This is a genomic window from Pseudomonas sp. SP16.1, assembly GCF_052682975.1.
Genome location: NZ_JBQYFZ010000001.1, coordinates 2767026 through 2782309, shown reverse-complemented (window position 1 = coordinate 2782309; position 15284 = coordinate 2767026). Strand labels below are relative to the sequence as shown.

Here is a 15284-nt window from a genome sequence, read left to right as displayed (position 1 = left end):
TCCGTGTAGACGAAGGGCCATGGCCCATCCCTCCATTCAAGAGGTTTGTGTCGGTTGTCGCCCCGCTTTGGGGGCGGCTGCTTCTGGCATGACTGCTCTACATGGCCAGCGATTCACAAATGATAATCACTCTCGTAAAGATTGCAATTATTTTAGTAACCGATAATATTTCGCAGCTGTGAGCTTCTGGCTTCTGCTGCCGGAGCTTGGGGAGGAGTACGGAGCGACGACCGTTTCGCTTCGAAAATAAGCACAAGGCGAAGGAGCCGAGAGGCACATGAGGAATTTCAAGAAGAACACGCTGGCACTGGCTGTAGCATCCGGCCTGATGGCCGCGACCGCCGCGCTGGCAGCCGAGGAAGCCAAGAAAGGGGAGGCGCTGCAGCTCAAAGAAGTGGTCGTCACCGGCGAGAAGATTCAGCGCAGCGAGGACAAGACGCTATCCAGCGTCGCGGTGGTGACCAGCGAGGACATCCGCATCCACGGCGATCAGGATCTGCAGGGCGTGCTGGATCGCACTCCCGGCGTATACGCCCAGTCGGGTAACGAGAACTGGGGTATCCGCGGCATTCCGGTGAGCGGCTTCGACGACCAGGGGCCTGCCGCGATGAACGGTGCGGTATCGGTGTATGTCGACGATGCGCTGCAGGTCAACCGGCTGCTGACCCTCAACCCGCTGCCGCTCTGGGACATGGAGCAGGTGGAGATCTACCGCGGCGCCCAGTCGACCACCCAGGGGCGCAACTCCCTGGCCGGCGCCATCATCATGCGCACCAAGAACCCGACCTTCGATCCGGAGTTCTCCGTGCGCAGCAACGTCGGCAAGTACGGCGAGCAGGGCGCATCGGCGGTGGCCAACGGCTCGCTGGTCGACGGCGTGGTGGCCGCCCGGCTGGCCGTCGATTACCAGACCGCCGACGGCTATATCGAGAACGAGACGCTGGACATGGACGCCAACCAGCTGCGTTCGTCCAACGTCCGCGGCAAGTTCCTCATCCTGCCGTCCGAGGACCTGGACGTGCTGCTGACCTTCGCCCGCACCAAGCAGCGCAGCGGGGTCAACGCGGTCGCCGCGACCAACGGCAAGCCGGACTACTACAGCGTCTTCGAGAACACCGAGACGCATAACACCCTGGACCAGGATACGGCGACCGCCAAGCTGGATTACCGTCTGGACGACTTCTGGACGCTGACCAGCGTGACCTCTGGAACTTGGTCCGAGTACCACTCGATCCTCGATTTCGACCGCCGTGCGACCACGACCCAGACGGCTCCCCGTCACCACGAACAGACCCTGGCCAGTCAGGAACTGCGCCTGGGCTATGTCTCGGAACGGGTGAACGGCGTGATTGGCGCCTATCTGGGGCGCTTCGAGGGCGAGATCGACGACCAACTGGTCAATAGCGGCACGGTGCTGCTGGACCAGCAGGGCGATACCAAGATCGACAGCCAGGCGCTGTTCGGCGAACTCAACTGGGAGTTCGTCGAAGATTGGCAGTTGATCACCGGCCTGCGCTGGGATCACGAGAAGAACCGCACCAAGATCGACTACCCCACCGATATCCTGGGTATCGCCGCCGACCCTTCGGCTGACGAGGATCTCAGCTCCAGCGTGCTGCTGCCGAAGATCGGCCTGAGTTACGACCTGACCGACACCCAGGTGCTCGGCCTGACCTGGCAGCGCGGCTACCGCAGCGGCGGGGTGAACGTCAGGACTCGTGCCCGACACGAAACCTACGATCCGGAGTTCACCAGCACCTACGAGCTGGCCTGGCGCGGCAACTGGCTGGATCGCCGTCTGCGCACCAGCGCCAACCTGTACCACACCACCTGGAAAGACCAGCAGGTGTCCTTCCTCAATCTCAGCGACAGCACCGTGCAGGTGGCCAACGCCGCCGAAAGCCGCATGATCGGCCTGGAGTTCTCCGCCGAGTACCTGGTGACCTCGCAGCTGCTGGTGAATGCCGGCTTCGCCTACAACGACACCAAGTACGAAGACTTCGTGCGCGACGGTGTCGACCTCAGTGGCCGCGAGTTCGTCTTCGCGCCGAAGAAGATGGCCAATGTCGGCGTCAACTACACCTTCGACAGCGGCTTGATGATTGGCGGCGACGTTGTCTACCAGGGCAACAGCATCTCCAACTTCGACGTCAACGGTGCCCGTGAGGTGACCGGCGAGCGACGCAACGACAGCGTCACGCTGGTGAACCTGAACGCCGAGTATCCCATCGGCGATCTGACCCTCAGCGGCTACGTGCGCAATCTGTTCGACGAGGAATACATCACCAACAACCAGAGCGACAGCCTGGTGGACGTCGGCGCGCCGATGACCCTCGGCGTGGCCGCTCGCTACGACTTCTAAGGAAGGACGGGCGGCGGCAAGGGTGCCGCCGCCCGCAATCAATTCAAGGTTCGTTGTCTTGTCCCGCCCGGGATGTCCCGGTGGGAGTCGTCAGAGAACGCGCTATTCGTGTGACGCGAGGAAGCCATCATGAGTGTGATCACCCCGACAACGAGCACCACCCAAGAATTGCAGCGCCGGCATACGGGGCTCAGCGGGCGCTATTGCCTGGACAGCACGCCGGCGCTGCAGCGACAGATGCAGCGTGAGTCCAACGCGCGCAGCTATCCGCGACGCATACCGCTGGAGCTCAAGCGTGCCCAGGGCGTCTACGTCGAGGACTCGAGAGGGCAGGTCTACATCGATTGCCTGGCCGGGGCCGGTACCTTGGCGTTGGGCCACAATCACCCGGTGACCGTTGAGGCGATCCAGAAAGCCCTGGGCTCGGGCATTCCATTGCATACCCTCGACCTCAGCACGCCGATCAAGGATGCCTTCGTGCAGACGCTGTTCGAGCTGTTGCCCGGCGAGTTCGCCCAGGATGCACGCATCCAGTTCTGCGGTCCCACCGGCGCGGACGCGGTGGAAGCGGCGATCAAGCTGTCGCGCACCGCATCGCGGCAGCAGACCGTGCTGGCGTTTCACGGCGCCTATCATGGCATGACCCTCGGTACGCTCTCGCTCAGCGGCAATCTGGGCCCGAAGAACGCGCTGGGCGGTCTGTTGGCGGGCGTGCAGTTCCTGCCCTATCCGCACGATTATCGCTGCCCCTTCGGCCTGTCCGGGGAACGCTCGATCGACGCCAGCCTGCATTACATCCGCCATATGCTGAGCGATCCCGAGAGCGGCATCACCCAGCCCGCCGCCATGATCCTCGAGACGGTGCAAGGCGAGGGCGGCGTGATTCCCGCTCCCGTGCGCTGGTTGCAGGGGCTGCGCGACATCACCCGGGAACACGGCATTGCCCTGATCCTCGATGAAATCCAATGCGGCATAGGCCGCACCGGCGATTTCTTCGCCTTCGAACACAGCGGGATCACGCCGGATGTCGTGACCCTGTCCAAGGCCATCGGCGGCGGATTGCCGCTTTCCGTGGTGGTCTACCGCGGCGAGCTCGACCAATGGCAGCCCGGGGCGCACGCCGGTACCTTCCGCGGCAACCAGCTGGCCATGGCGGCAGGGGACGCGACCCTGCGCTTCATTCGTCAGGAGCAACTGACCGCGCATGTGCGCAACGTGGGCGCGCAGCTGCAGCGTCTGCTGCAAGGGCTGCAGGCCGAGTTCGACTGGGTTGGCGACGTGCGCGGTCGGGGTCTGATGCTGGGCATGGAGATCGTCGATCCGGCGAGCTCCGATGTCCTGGGCCGTCCCGCCGCCGACGGCGACAGGGCGCGCCGGCTGCAACGCGCCTGCCTGGAACGCGGCTTGATCGTGGAGCTGGGCGGGCGCCATGGCGCGACCGTCAGATTCCTGCCGCCGCTGATCATCAGCGAGGCGGAAGTCGAGCATGTCGGGCAGATCCTGTATCAGTCGGCCCAGGCCGTCGATGAGCCCATCTTCGCTCTCAAGCGGCAGGGGTAACCGCGGCACCAGCAGTCGAGCCCGCTGGGCAGCAGGCGAGTGGCTGGTTATCCCCTGGCGGATCCAGCCCCAGCGCCTGCATCGCGGAGGCTCGCGAAGCGCGAGCCTCGGTCAGGCTCAGGCCTGGCGCCGATCTTCCGCCATGCACACGGCAGCGGTGAACAGCGCGTCGGTGGAGGAGTTCAGCGCGGTTTCCGCCGAGTCCTGGACGATGCCGATGATGAAGCCGATGGCCACCACCTGCATCGCCACCTCGTTGGGGATGCCGAACAGGCTGCAGGCCAGCGGGATCAACAGCAGCGAGCCGCCGGCGACGCCCGAGGCGCCACAGGCGCTGATCGAGGCCAGCACGCTGAGCAGCAGGGCGGTCGGCAGGTCGACGGCGATGCCCAGGGTATGCACGGCGGCCATGGTCAGGATGGTGATGGTGATCGCCGCGCCGGCCATGTTGATGGTGGCGCCCAGCGGGATGGAGACCGAGTAGGTTTCCTCGTGCAGGCCGAGGCGCTGGCACAACTGCAGATTGACCGGAATGTTGGCCGCCGAGCTGCGGGTGAAGAAGGCGGTCAGGCCGCTCTCGCGCAGGCAGGTGAACACCAGCGGATAGGGGTTGCGGCGCAGCTTCCAGTACACCAGCGCCGGGTTGACCACGAGCGCCACCAGCAACATGCAGCCGACCAACACCACCAGCAGGTGCAGGTAGCCGAGCAGGGCGTCGAAGCCGGACTCGGCCAGGGTCGCGGCGACCAGGCCGAAGATGCCCAGCGGCGCCAGGCGGATCACCAGCTTGACGATGGCGGTCACGCCATTGGACAGATCGCCCAGCAGCTGCTTGCTGCCGACGCTGGCATGGCGGAAGGCGAAGCCCAGGCCGATGGCCCAGGCCAGGATGCCGATAAAGTTGCCTTTGAGAAGCGCATTGACCGGGTTGTCGACCACGTTCAGCAGCAGGGTCTTGAGTACCTCGCCGATGCCGCCGGGCGGTGCCAGTTCGGCGGCCTGGCTGCTCAGCACCAGGGAGGAGGGGAAGGCGAAGCTGGCGACCACGGCCACCAGTGCGGCGCTGAAGGTGCCGATCAGGTACATCAGCAGAATCGGGCGGATATGGGTCTGCTGGCCGTGCCGGTGGTTGGCGATCGACGACATCACCAGGATGAACACCAGCACCGGGGCCACCGCCTTGAGCGCCGAAACGAACACGTTGCCGACGAAACCGACCGACAGCGCCGCCTGCGGGGCGATCAGGGCGAGGACGATACCGGCCAGCAGACCGATGAAGATCTGCATCACCAGGCTGGTGCGGTTGAGCAGCTGCAGGGCAGGATGGATGGCTTCGGACATCGCAGGGATCTCTGGTTGCTGGGCGTCGCGCACGGCTCGCGCGACGCCCCGGGCGAGAGGGCTTCCGGCCGGGCGCGGGGGCCTGGGCGGGAAAAATAGCGCGCGACTCTAGCACAGCGTTGCCGGACGCCGAGCGCGCGCGCAGGATCAGGGCGACTGGGTGCAAGCCGGTGTCGCATCCCCGTAAGGCTTGGCCGCTTGAAATATCGAACGGCCGGTGCGTATTTTGTCCGTCTCGCCGCTCCCGAGCGGCATTCGTGCCATTCAAGGACAGCCATAGATGAGTACCGCCAGCCGCGCCGCAGTAGAAAGTCTCCTGCAGGGCATCGACGAGATCGAATGCGTCACCCCGGACCTCAATGGCGTGCCGCGCGGCAAGGTGATGACCGTCGCCGGCTTTCTCGAGGGGCGTCGCCTGCAGCTGGCGCGCGGCGTGCTGCTGCAATGCATCATGGGTGGCTATCCGCCGGCGCGCTTCTACGGCAGCGACGACGGCGACCTGGCGCTCAACGCCGTGCCATCGCAAATCCACCGCCTGCCCTGGAGCGAGCCGCCGCGCGCGCTGGCCATTTGCGACGCCGACGAGCTTGACGGGCGCAGCTGCGGGCTGTCCACTCGCGCCCTGCTTAAGCGGGTGCTGGCGCGCTATGCCGAACATGGCTGGCAGCCGGTGGTGGCGACCGAACTGGAGTTCTTCGTGTTCGCGGCCAATCCCGATCCGTGCCAGCCGTTCCAGCCGCCGCTGGGCCTGGACGGCAGGCGCGAGGATGGCGGCTCGGCCTTCAGCGTCGGCTCGCACAACGGTTTGCGGCCGTTCTTCGCCGAGGTCTATCGCTGCATGGCGGCGCTGGGCTTGCCGCGCGACACCTTCATGCACGAGATGGGCACCAGCCAGTTCGAGATCAACCTGCTGCACGGCGACGCGCTGCTGCTGGCCGACCAGACCCTGCTGTTCAAGCACCTGCTCAAGGAGGTCGGGCTCAAGCACGGCCTTGCGGTGGTGTGCATGGCCAAGCCGCTGGCGCACACCCCGGGCAGCTCGATGCATATCCACCAGAGCGTGGTGGAGCAGGGTAGCGGGCGCAATATCTTCAGCGCCGACGACGGCGAGGCGACCCCGGCCTTCTATCACTTCATCGGCGGTCAGCAGGCGGCGCTGGCGGACTTCACCCTGCTGTTCGCGCCCCATGTGAACTCCTACCAGCGCCTGTGCCATCCCTATGCCTCGCCGAACAACGCCTGCTGGTCGCTGGACAACCGCGCCGCCGGCCTGCGCATCCCGGCCAGTGCGCCGGTGGCGCGGCGGGTGGAGAACCGCCTGCCCGGTGCCGACGCCAATCCCTACCTGGCCCTGGCCGCGAGCCTGGCCGCGGGCCTGCATGGCTTGGAGCGCGAACTGCAGCCGAGCGCGCCGATCCAGGGTGAGTTCGAGGTGCCCGACGAATTGACGCTACCCTGTACCCTGCACGCCGCCATCGAGCGTCTGAAACGCAGCGAGCTGGCGGTCGAACTGTTCGGTACGGAATTCATCGAAGGTTACATCGCCAGCAAGGCCCTGGAGCTGACCAGCTTCTACGATGAAATCACCCCCTGGGAGCGCCGCGTGCTGGCCGCGCAGGCCTGACCGGCCGCCGCCCCCGATGTATTCGCGCAGCAGCACCGCGCGCCCAGCCGGGCGCGCCCCGCACAAGGAGCCGTAGCCGTCCATGCGCCTGATCTGGAAGTCGTTCCGTTCGTTGTATTTCGCCACCTTGCTGATGCTGCTCGGCTCCGGCCTGCTCAGCACCTACCTGGCCCTGCGCCTGGCCGACACGGTGGACGGCCTGTGGGTCGGCGCGCTGATGGCGGCCAACTACTTCGGTCTGGTGCTTGGTGGCAAGCTGGGCCACAGGCTGATCGCCCGGGTCGGGCATATCCGCGCCTACGTCGCCTGCGCCGGGGTGGTCACCGCCGCGGTGCTCGGCCATGGGCTGGTGGAGTGGCTGCCGCTATGGCTGCTGTTGCGCATGCTGGTGGGCCTGGGAATGATGTGCCAGTACATGGTCATCGAGAGCTGGCTCAACGAACAGGCCGGGCCCAACCAGCGCGGCCTTGTGTTCAGTGGCTACATGGCCGCCTGTTACCTGGGGCTGATCCTCGGCCAGCTGGTACTGGTGGTGCATCCGACCCTAGGCCCGGAACTGCTGATGCTGATCGCCCTGTGCTTCGCCCTGTGCCTGGTGCCGGTGGCGCTGACCCGGCGCCTGCATCCGGCGCCGCTGCATCCGGCGCCGCTGGAGCTGCGCTTCTTCCTCAGCCGGGTGCCGCTGTCGCTGACCACGGTGGCGGTGGCAGGCCTGCTGGTCGGCGCCTTCTATGGCCTGGCGCCGCTCTACGCGACGCGCATGGGCCTGAGCACCGAGCAGATCGGTCTGTTCATGGGCAGCTGCATCCTCGCCGGCCTGCTGGTGCAGTGGCCGCTGGGCTGGCTGTCGGATCGGCGCGACCGGGTGGTGCTGATCCGCGGCTGCGCCGTGCTGTTGCTGCTGGCGGCGCTGCCGCTGGCGCTGTTGCAGCAGGTGACGCTGCTGCCGCTGTTCGGCATCGGCTTCGTGGTCAGCCTGATGCTGTTCAGCCTCTATCCGCTGGCGGTGGCACTGTCCAACGACCATGTCGAGCCGGAGCGGCGGGTGTCGCTGACCGCCATGCTGCTGGTCACCTTCGGCGTCGGCGCCTGTATCGGCCCGCTGCTGGCCGGGGTGCTGATGCGCTACTACGGCGCCCACATGCTCTACGTGTTCTTCTGCGCCTGCGCGCTGATCCTGGTCTGGCGCATCCGTCCCGAGAAGGTCACCCATCTGCACCAGGTCGAGGACGCGCCGCTGCATCACCTGGGTAGCCCGGCCAACGTGGCCGGCTCGCCGCTGATGGCGGCGCTCGATCCGCGGGTCGACGAGCAGACCGTGCAGGAGCAGATGCAGGAGTCGGTCGGGCCGAGCGGAGAGGAGCCGGACGCGCCGCGGCCGAGCCCATGACCCGGCTCAGCGTCGTCATTCCGGCGCTGGACGAGGCCGCCGCGCTACCGGCGCTGCTCGATGACCTGAGCGATCTGCGTGCCGGCGGCGCCGAACTGATCCTGGTCGACGGCGGCAGCCGAGACGGCACCGCCGAACTGGCTGCGGCGCGGGTCGACCGTGTGCTGCACAGCCCGCCCGGTCGGGCGCGGCAGATGAACGCCGGCGCCGCGCAGGCCCGCGGCGACTACCTGTGGTTCCTGCATGCCGACACACGGCTCGACGGCGCATGCCTGGCCGCGCTGTGGCGGGCGCTGGCCGAGCGGCCTCGCTGGGGACGTTTCGATGTGCGCCTGTCGGGCGCTGGCCCATCGCTATGGTTGATCGGCCAGATGATCAACCTGCGTTCGCGCCTGACTGGCATCGCCAGCGGCGATCAGGGCATTTTCGTCTGCCGCGGGCTGTTCGAGTCGCTTGGCGGCTATGCCGAAATTGCGCTGATGGAAGACCTGGAGCTGTGCCATCGGCTCAGGCGCGAAGGACGACCGCGCTGTTTGCGGCCACCGCTCTCGACGTCGAGCCGGCGTTGGGAGCAACATGGCGTCTGGCGCACGGTCTGGTTGATGTGGCGTCTGCGCCTGGCTTACTACCGTGGTGTCAGCCCGGATGCATTGGCTGACCGCTATCGAGGAGGAGCACGACGATGACCACGCTGTCACTCCACCTGCTGGCGCGTGCGCCCGTTCCCGGGCGGGTCAAGACGCGTCTGATCCCGGCGTTGGGCGAGGAGGGCGCGAGCCGCCTGCAATGGGCGCTGCTGGAACAAACCCTGAAGCTGCCGCCGCTGGCCTTCGAGGAGCGCTTCCTCTGGCTGGACGGCGAGGCCGAGCGACCGCTGCGACAACTGGCCGAGCGCCAGGGCTGGGTGCTGATGGAGCAGCCGGCTGGCGACCTCGGCGAGCGCATGCGGCGCATCGCCGCCCTGGGCCTGGCCGAGCATGATGGCGTGGTGCTGATCGGCAACGACTGCCCCCTGCTCGATGGCGATTACCTGCAACAGGCCTGTGCGGCGCTGGCCGAACATCGCGCGGTACTCGGCCCGGCGGAGGACGGCGGCTACGTGCTGCTGGGGTTGCGCAGCCTGGATCACAGCCTGTTCGAGATGCCCTGGGGCGGTGATCGGGTACTGGCCTGTACCTGCGAGTGCCTGCGCCGTCTGGGCTGGCCGCATCACCTGCTGCCGACCCTGTGGGACGTGGACCGACCGCAGGACCTGGCGCGCCTGACGGAGCTGGATGCGCGCTGGCGCAACCTGGTGCACTGAAGCCTAGAACAGGCCGTCACCCTCGGTACGCCGCGCTTCGCGCTGCAGCTGGTAGACGAACCGCTCGATCTGCCGCTGCTCCAGGCCGCTGATGCGGTAGAAACGGGTGCCGACGAAGGTCATGTCGAGCTTTTCCTCGTACTGCACATGGCGCAGCTCCACCGCGCAGGTGACGGCGCCGAACGGCAGCTGGGCGGTGAGGCGTTCCTGGACCTGGCCGTTGTGCAGTTGCTGGCTGAGGTTGCCGGCGAAGCGCAGCTTGCAGCCGGTGGCGGAGATGTCCAGCAGGTGGCCCTGAAACGTCTCGCGCAGCTTGTCGCCGGCCAGCACGACCTTGACCAGGTCGGTCTGCTTGAGCGAGGCGCGATAGGCGCTGCGGCGCTGGTGATAGGTCACCTCCAGCGGCAGCGGTGCCCAGTAGCAGGGTGCGCCATCCAGCTCGCCGAGCTGCACGTCATGCTCGCAGGACCAGGCCACGCGCACGCCGTCGCGATAGGCCTCGACGTTGAAGGCCTCGCCCTGCCTGAGGAAACGTTCGCCGTCGGTGGGGATGATCTCGTCCAGCGCCATGCGGTTGCGGTCGCGGTCGATTTCCACCAGGTAGCTCTGGAAGCGCTGGCCGCGATCCTTGAAGAGGATCATCAGAGGATCGTGGTTCTGTTGTAGCTGGCGCAGGGTGGCAATGATCTCCACGGGCGTTTTGAGCACCTTGGGCGGCTGAGGACCACTTTCCTCGTTGAACGCGCTGGACACAGTTCGGAACTCTCCGAGTCATGGACTACAACGGCACTAGCATACTGGCGGAGTGCCTGCATGTCCCTGTGCTTTTTCTGGTGGGGCTTCAAGCCTGACTGAGCGGCCTGTGCTGGGCGATTCTAGCGGCGCTGCCACGACTGTCATAGAGCCCCGGGGTTTCGCCGCCACGGAGGATGCCGAGAATGCTGCCGACCGAGGCCTGGTTGGCGCGGATCAGCCGACCGTTGCGCAGGTTGGCCTCCTGGCAGCGCTGCAGCAGGGCGCTCAGCTGTTCGCTGCGCGCCAGCAACTGCTCGCCGACGTCCGAGCCTGCCGCCAGCGCGCTCAGGCCAGCGCGGTCGGCGCTCAGGCCGGCGCTCTGCAGCAGGCGGCTGCGCTCACTGCCGTGCTGCTGGAGTAGGGCGAGCAAGGGTTGCTTGTCGTTGAGCAGACTGTCCAGGCGCGGCAGGTCGCGCTCGGTCAGGGCCTGGAATTCGGCATCGATCAGCTCGAGCAGTCGCTCGCTGGTGCCGATATCGGTGGTGAACAGGTCAAGCAGGGCAGTGTCGTGCATGGCGGGCTCTTGGGGGTCGGGCGTCCAACACCCCCAGCGCAGCCCGGAGACTAGCGCTGGGATTCGAAATCAAGCAGTTTCTGGGCGACGCGCTGGCTGTCGATCTGGTAGCTGCCGTCGGCGATGGCCTGTTTGAGCTGGGCGACGCGCTCCTTGTCGACGACCGGCTGGTCGCGCAGCTTGTCGCCGATCTGCTGCAATTGCTGGGCCTCGCGGCTCAACTGCACCGACTCGCCGCTCTTGGCGATGTTCTGCTCGTCGCCGGCGGCAGGGGCACGGGTCGGCTCGGCCGGCTCGTTGCGATTACCTGCCTGAGTCGCGCCGGTACGCCCCGCATTGGCGGGCGTATTGGCATTGTTCAGCCGGTTGAAGTCGATGACCATGATGCAGAACCTCGGACGATTGTTGGACGCTTGCCAAGCTTCTCGGCGGCGGCCGGTAAAACTTTAGGGTTAATTTCTCTGCGTCGTTGGACAGTGTAGAAAATCGCCTGTTCGTTGCGCCACAAGAAACATGCCTACATGGCCACTTGCACTTGGCCGGGACCGACGACGCGGGCGCGAACCACCCGTTGCGAGCGCAGGTTGCGCACATTGATCTGCTGGCCAGGGGCGCCGTCGCTGAGCGCCTCGCCGGGCATGCGCACGTTGACCGTGCCGCTGCTCGCGCTGATCACCACCTGGTCGCCGCGGCGGATTGCCTCGGCGACCTGCAGGTGGTTGGGCGCCAGGACCTGAGCGCTGGGTAGCGGGCGCGTCAATTTCTTGCCGATCGCCTGCGCCGGATCGGTGAGGTAGCCCTGGCGGAGCTGGGCGACGTCGCGCTCGACCATGCCCAGGTCGGCGCTACCGACCAGGCTCATGCGCTTGAGCGGACGGCTCAGCACTACCACCTCGCGGAACAGGCGCACTTCGGCCGGCACGAACACCGTCCAGGGTGCGCTGCCGTCGCAGCGTACCCGCGTGGTGACGCGCCCCAGCGGCTGCGCCGGGCTCTCCAGGCTGACGCTCAGAGGCGAATCGCACAGCGGCATGCGCAGCCGCGGGTCGAGGCGATTGACCTGGACCTCGTGGCGACCCTGGATTTCGCTACGCTGTAGATAGTCGCTCACCGCCTGCTCAAGAAAGGCTTCGGTGGCGCCGATAAGCTCGTCGGGGCTGGTGACGGCCGCCGTGGCGGCGCCGCTGTAGCCGGCTGCCGGCAAAGCGAGTAAAACGAGCAGGGCGCCCAGGCGCTTTGCCGATTGCTGACGGAATGATGACGTTCTTGGCTTCATGGCCAATGCAAAGCAAGCCCCGTGCCGCCTGCTAGGCTGCACGGGCAGGCGTTACTAGACGAGGAGGGGACCGGGCATGGCCGGGTTGATGGATACGGTTAACCAGCGTACTCAGCTGGTGGGGCAGAACCGTTTGGAGCTGTTGTTGTTCCGCCTGGAAGGCCCGCAGCTGTACGGTATCAATGTGTTCAAGGTGAAGGAGGTGCTGCAGTGCCCCAATCTCACCATCATGCCCAAGTCCAGTCCGGTGGTGCGCGGCGTGGCCAATATCCGCGGCGGCACCATTCCTATTCTCGATCTGTCCATCGCCACCGGGCGTGCGCCGCTGGAGGATCTCAAGACCAGCTTCGTGATCATCACCGAGTACAACACCAAGGTGCAGGGCTTTCTGGTGCGCTCGGTGGAGCGCATCGTCAATATGAACTGGGAGGAGATCCATCCGCCACCCAAGGGCGCCGGGCGTGACCACTACCTGACGGCGGTGACCCGCCTGGATAAGCAGTTGGTGGAAATCATCGACGTGGAGAAGGTGCTCGCCGAGGTCGCGCCGACCTCCGAGGCGATCTCCGCCGGGGTGATCGACGAGCAGGTGCAGAGCCGTGCGGCGACCAAGCACGTGCTGATCGTCGACGACTCCTCGGTGGCCCGCAAGCAGGTGTCGCGCTGTCTGCAGACCGTGGGCGTGGAGGTCACCGCGCTGAATGACGGTCGCGAGGCGCTCAACTACCTCAAGGCGATGGCCGACGAGGGACGTCGTCCCGACGAGGAACTGCTGATGCTGATCTCCGACATCGAGATGCCGGAGATGGATGGCTATACCCTGACCACGGAGATTCGCAGCGATGCACGCATGCAGAAGCTGCACATACTCCTGCATACTTCGCTGTCCGGGGTGTTCAACCAGGCGATGGTTAAGAAAGTGGGGGCCGACGACTTCCTCGCCAAATTCAAGCCGGACGATCTGGCCTCGAGGGTGGCCGAGCGGATACGTGTGGCGGATGGGGGCTGAGGGGGCGACCTTTTGGCGAACGTGATGGCGGGTGAGGCGGCGCGAGTGTCTTCAGGTAATTTGGATTTCGAGCAGTTCCGGGCGTTCTTGGAAAAGGCCTGCGGCATTCTGCTGGGTAGCAACAAGCAGTACCTGGTTTCCAGTCGCTTGAACAAGCTGATGGAACAGAACGGCATCAAGAGCCTGGGAGAGCTGGTGCAGCGCATGCAGAGCCAGCCGCGCAGCGGTCTGCGCGAGCAGGTGGTGGATGCCATGACCACCAACGAGACCCTGTGGTTTCGCGATACCTATCCCTTCGAGGTGCTGAAGAACCGGGTGCTGCCGGAACTGATCAAGGCCTACCCGGCGCAGCGCCTGCGGATCTGGTCGGCGGCCTGTTCCTCCGGGCAGGAGCCCTATTCGCTGTCGATGTCGATCGACGAGTTCGAGCGGACCAATATCGGCCAGCTCAAGGGCGGCGTGCAGATCGTCGCCACCGACCTGTCGCCGTCGATGCTGGCCAACTGCAAGTCCGGCGAGTACGACAGCCTGGCCATGGGCCGCGGCCTGTCGCAGGAGCGTCTGCAGCGTTATTTCGACCCCAAGGGGCCGGGGCGCTGGCAGATCAAGGCACCGATCAAGAACCGCGTCGAGTTTCGTCCGCTGAACCTGCTGGACAGCTACGCGGCGCTGGGCAAGTTCGACATCGTGTTCTGCCGCAACGTGCTGATCTACTTCTCCGCCGAGGTGAAGAAGGACATCCTCAGCCGCATCCATGCCAGCCTCAAGCCGGGCGGCTACCTGTTCCTCGGCGCGTCCGAGGCGCTCAATGGCCTGCCCGAGAAGTACCAGATGGTGCAATGCAGCCCGGGGATCATCTACAAGGCGAAATAGCGGCGTGTGCCGTCAGCAGCGACAAACGGGAGGCCTTCGGGCCTCCCGTTTTCGTTTGGCGTTGCGCCGCGTAGGGGGCGCCGTGCGCACCAGCCTGGCAGACGAGCAGTTTTAGGCCAGGGGCTTTAGCCGCGACCTGATTAGGCCAGGTGCGCACGGCGCACCCTACGGCCACCAGCGGCAAGGTCGCGTTGCCGCTTGCGGGGAAAAGCGGAAAACGCTTGCCGCTTGCCGCCTCTCGTGCGCCTTGTTTATTTATAAATTATTGAAAATAAAGGAAAAAATATATTGGCACAGCCTTTGCTGAGTGTCTGGCAGGCAAAGACCAGACTGCCCCCGCGGCAAAGGTTGCAGAACATGAGCATCAGCTTCGCAAGCGCACTCGGTATCCACGAACAGGCACTCGGCTTTCGCGCCCAGCGCGCCGAGGTGCTGGCCAACAATATCGCCAACGCCGATACGCCGAACTACAAGGCGCGCGACCTCGACTTCGCCAGCGTGCTGGCCGAGCAGTCGGCCAAGCAGCAGCGCGGCAACGTCGCCCTGGCACGCACCGATGGCCGGCATATCGCCGCCGAGGGCATCGCCAGCGGACAGGCCGAGCTGGCCTACCGCAATCCGCTGCACGCCTCGCTGGATCAGAACAGCGTCGATCTGCAGATCGAGCAGTCGAACTACGCCGAGAACTCGGTGCATTTCCAGGCCAGCTTCACCTTCCTCAACAGCAAGTTCAAAGGGCTGACCAACGCCCTGCGCGGCGAATAAGGAGCGCGACCATGTCCCTTGCCAGTGTCTTCAATATCGCCGGAACCGGCATGAGCGCGCAGAGCACGCGCCTGAACACCATCTCCAGCAACATCGCCAACGCCGAGACGGTGTCCTCGAGCATCGAGCAGACCTACCGCGCCCGTCACCCGGTGTTCGCCACCGTGTTCCAGCAGGCCCAGGGCGGCGACCGCGGCTCGTTGTTCGCCGAGCAGGACGAGGCCGGCCGCGGCGTGCAGGTGCTCGGCGTGGTCGAGGACCAGAGCAGCCTGATGCCGCGCTACGAGCCGGACCATCCGGCGGCCGATGCCGGCGGCTACGTGTACTACCCCAACGTCAACGTGGTCGAGGAGATGGCCGACATGATCTCCGCCAGCCGCGCCTTCCAGACCAACGTGGAAATGATGAACACCGCCAAGCAGATGCTGCAGCGCGTGCTGACCCTGGGTCAGTAAGGCATTCAAAGGGAGCC

The 15284-nt window shown here is 65.8% G+C and carries 15 protein-coding genes; 10 read left to right on the top strand and 5 right to left on the bottom strand.

What is annotated here, in order from left to right; genetic code table 11:
• Positions 1 to 277 precede the first annotated feature (277 nt).
• Together ACUTAF_RS13410 and ACUTAF_RS13405 are read left to right on the top strand one after the other, a co-directional pair.
• On the top strand, positions 278 to 2362 hold the full coding sequence (locus ACUTAF_RS13410) for a TonB-dependent receptor (protein WP_445580429.1): 2085 nt from the start codon (positions 278 to 280) through the stop codon (positions 2360 to 2362).
• 129 nt (positions 2363 to 2491) lie between these two features.
• Entirely contained in the window at positions 2492 to 3922 is a 1431-nt protein-coding gene (locus tag ACUTAF_RS13405; RefSeq protein WP_445580428.1) for a diaminobutyrate--2-oxoglutarate transaminase, read from the top strand.
• Between the two features lie 117 nt (positions 3923 to 4039).
• Here ACUTAF_RS13405 and sstT read toward each other — a convergent pair whose 3' ends face one another.
• Positions 4040 to 5263 (bottom strand): serine/threonine transporter SstT, encoded by a 1224-nt coding sequence (gene sstT / locus ACUTAF_RS13400; protein WP_445580427.1) that lies wholly within the window; start codon positions 5261 to 5263, stop codon positions 4040 to 4042.
• 382 nt (positions 5264 to 5645) lie between these two features.
• Between sstT and ACUTAF_RS13395 the strand changes: the two genes are divergently transcribed.
• The 4 genes from ACUTAF_RS13395 (at position 5646) to ACUTAF_RS13380 (ending at position 9580) form a co-directional block, all read left to right on the top strand.
• Positions 5646 to 6887, top strand: coding sequence for a glutamine synthetase family protein (locus tag ACUTAF_RS13395; RefSeq protein WP_445582445.1), 1242 nt, complete (start codon positions 5646 to 5648; stop codon positions 6885 to 6887).
• Between the two features lie 82 nt (positions 6888 to 6969).
• Entirely contained in the window at positions 6970 to 8277 is a 1308-nt protein-coding gene (locus ACUTAF_RS13390; protein WP_445580426.1) for an MFS transporter, read from the top strand.
• On the top strand, positions 8274 to 8963 hold the full coding sequence (locus ACUTAF_RS13385) for a TIGR04283 family arsenosugar biosynthesis glycosyltransferase (RefSeq protein ID WP_445580425.1): 690 nt from the start codon (positions 8274 to 8276) through the stop codon (positions 8961 to 8963). Before ACUTAF_RS13390 ends, ACUTAF_RS13385 begins: the two co-directional genes overlap by 4 nt.
• The gene (locus tag ACUTAF_RS13380) at positions 8960 to 9580 is read left to right on the top strand and encodes a TIGR04282 family arsenosugar biosynthesis glycosyltransferase (protein WP_445580424.1); all 621 of its coding nucleotides are present in this window, start codon (positions 8960 to 8962) and stop codon (positions 9578 to 9580) included. The genes ACUTAF_RS13385 and ACUTAF_RS13380 overlap by 4 nt, the downstream gene beginning before the upstream one ends.
• Before the next feature lie 3 nt (positions 9581 to 9583).
• Here ACUTAF_RS13380 and ACUTAF_RS13375 read toward each other — a convergent pair whose 3' ends face one another.
• The 4 genes from ACUTAF_RS13375 to flgA form a co-directional block, all read right to left on the bottom strand.
• On the bottom strand, positions 9584 to 10333 hold the full coding sequence (locus tag ACUTAF_RS13375; protein ID WP_445580423.1) for a flagellar brake protein: 750 nt from the start codon (positions 10331 to 10333) through the stop codon (positions 9584 to 9586).
• Positions 10334 to 10421: 88 nt separating this feature from the next.
• Complete coding sequence (locus ACUTAF_RS13370) at positions 10422 to 10889, bottom strand: flagella synthesis protein FlgN (protein ID WP_445580422.1); 468 nt, start codon at positions 10887 to 10889, stop codon at positions 10422 to 10424.
• Positions 10890 to 10939: 50 nt separating this feature from the next.
• On the bottom strand, positions 10940 to 11272 hold the full coding sequence (gene flgM / locus ACUTAF_RS13365) for a flagellar biosynthesis anti-sigma factor FlgM (protein ID WP_445580421.1): 333 nt from the start codon (positions 11270 to 11272) through the stop codon (positions 10940 to 10942).
• Positions 11273 to 11406: 134 nt separating this feature from the next.
• The gene (gene flgA, locus ACUTAF_RS13360; protein ID WP_445580420.1) at positions 11407 to 12165 is read right to left on the bottom strand and encodes a flagellar basal body P-ring formation chaperone FlgA; all 759 of its coding nucleotides are present in this window, start codon (positions 12163 to 12165) and stop codon (positions 11407 to 11409) included.
• A gap of 76 nt (positions 12166 to 12241) precedes the next feature.
• Here flgA and ACUTAF_RS13355 point away from each other — a divergent pair, with 76 nt between their 5' ends.
• The 4 genes from ACUTAF_RS13355 (at position 12242) to flgC (ending at position 15267) form a co-directional block, all read left to right on the top strand.
• The gene (locus ACUTAF_RS13355) at positions 12242 to 13174 is read left to right on the top strand and encodes a chemotaxis protein CheV (RefSeq protein WP_445580419.1); all 933 of its coding nucleotides are present in this window, start codon (positions 12242 to 12244) and stop codon (positions 13172 to 13174) included.
• Positions 13175 to 13219: 45 nt separating this feature from the next.
• Positions 13220 to 14047, top strand: coding sequence for a protein-glutamate O-methyltransferase CheR (cheR, locus tag ACUTAF_RS13350; protein WP_445580418.1), 828 nt, complete (start codon positions 13220 to 13222; stop codon positions 14045 to 14047).
• A gap of 357 nt (positions 14048 to 14404) precedes the next feature.
• Positions 14405 to 14812 (top strand): flagellar basal body rod protein FlgB, encoded by a 408-nt coding sequence (gene flgB, locus ACUTAF_RS13345; protein WP_445580417.1) that lies wholly within the window; start codon positions 14405 to 14407, stop codon positions 14810 to 14812.
• 11 nt (positions 14813 to 14823) lie between these two features.
• Positions 14824 to 15267, top strand: a complete 444-nt coding sequence (flgC, locus tag ACUTAF_RS13340) for a flagellar basal body rod protein FlgC (RefSeq protein WP_397485132.1) — start codon at positions 14824 to 14826, stop codon at positions 15265 to 15267.
• Positions 15268 to 15284 lie beyond the last annotated feature (17 nt).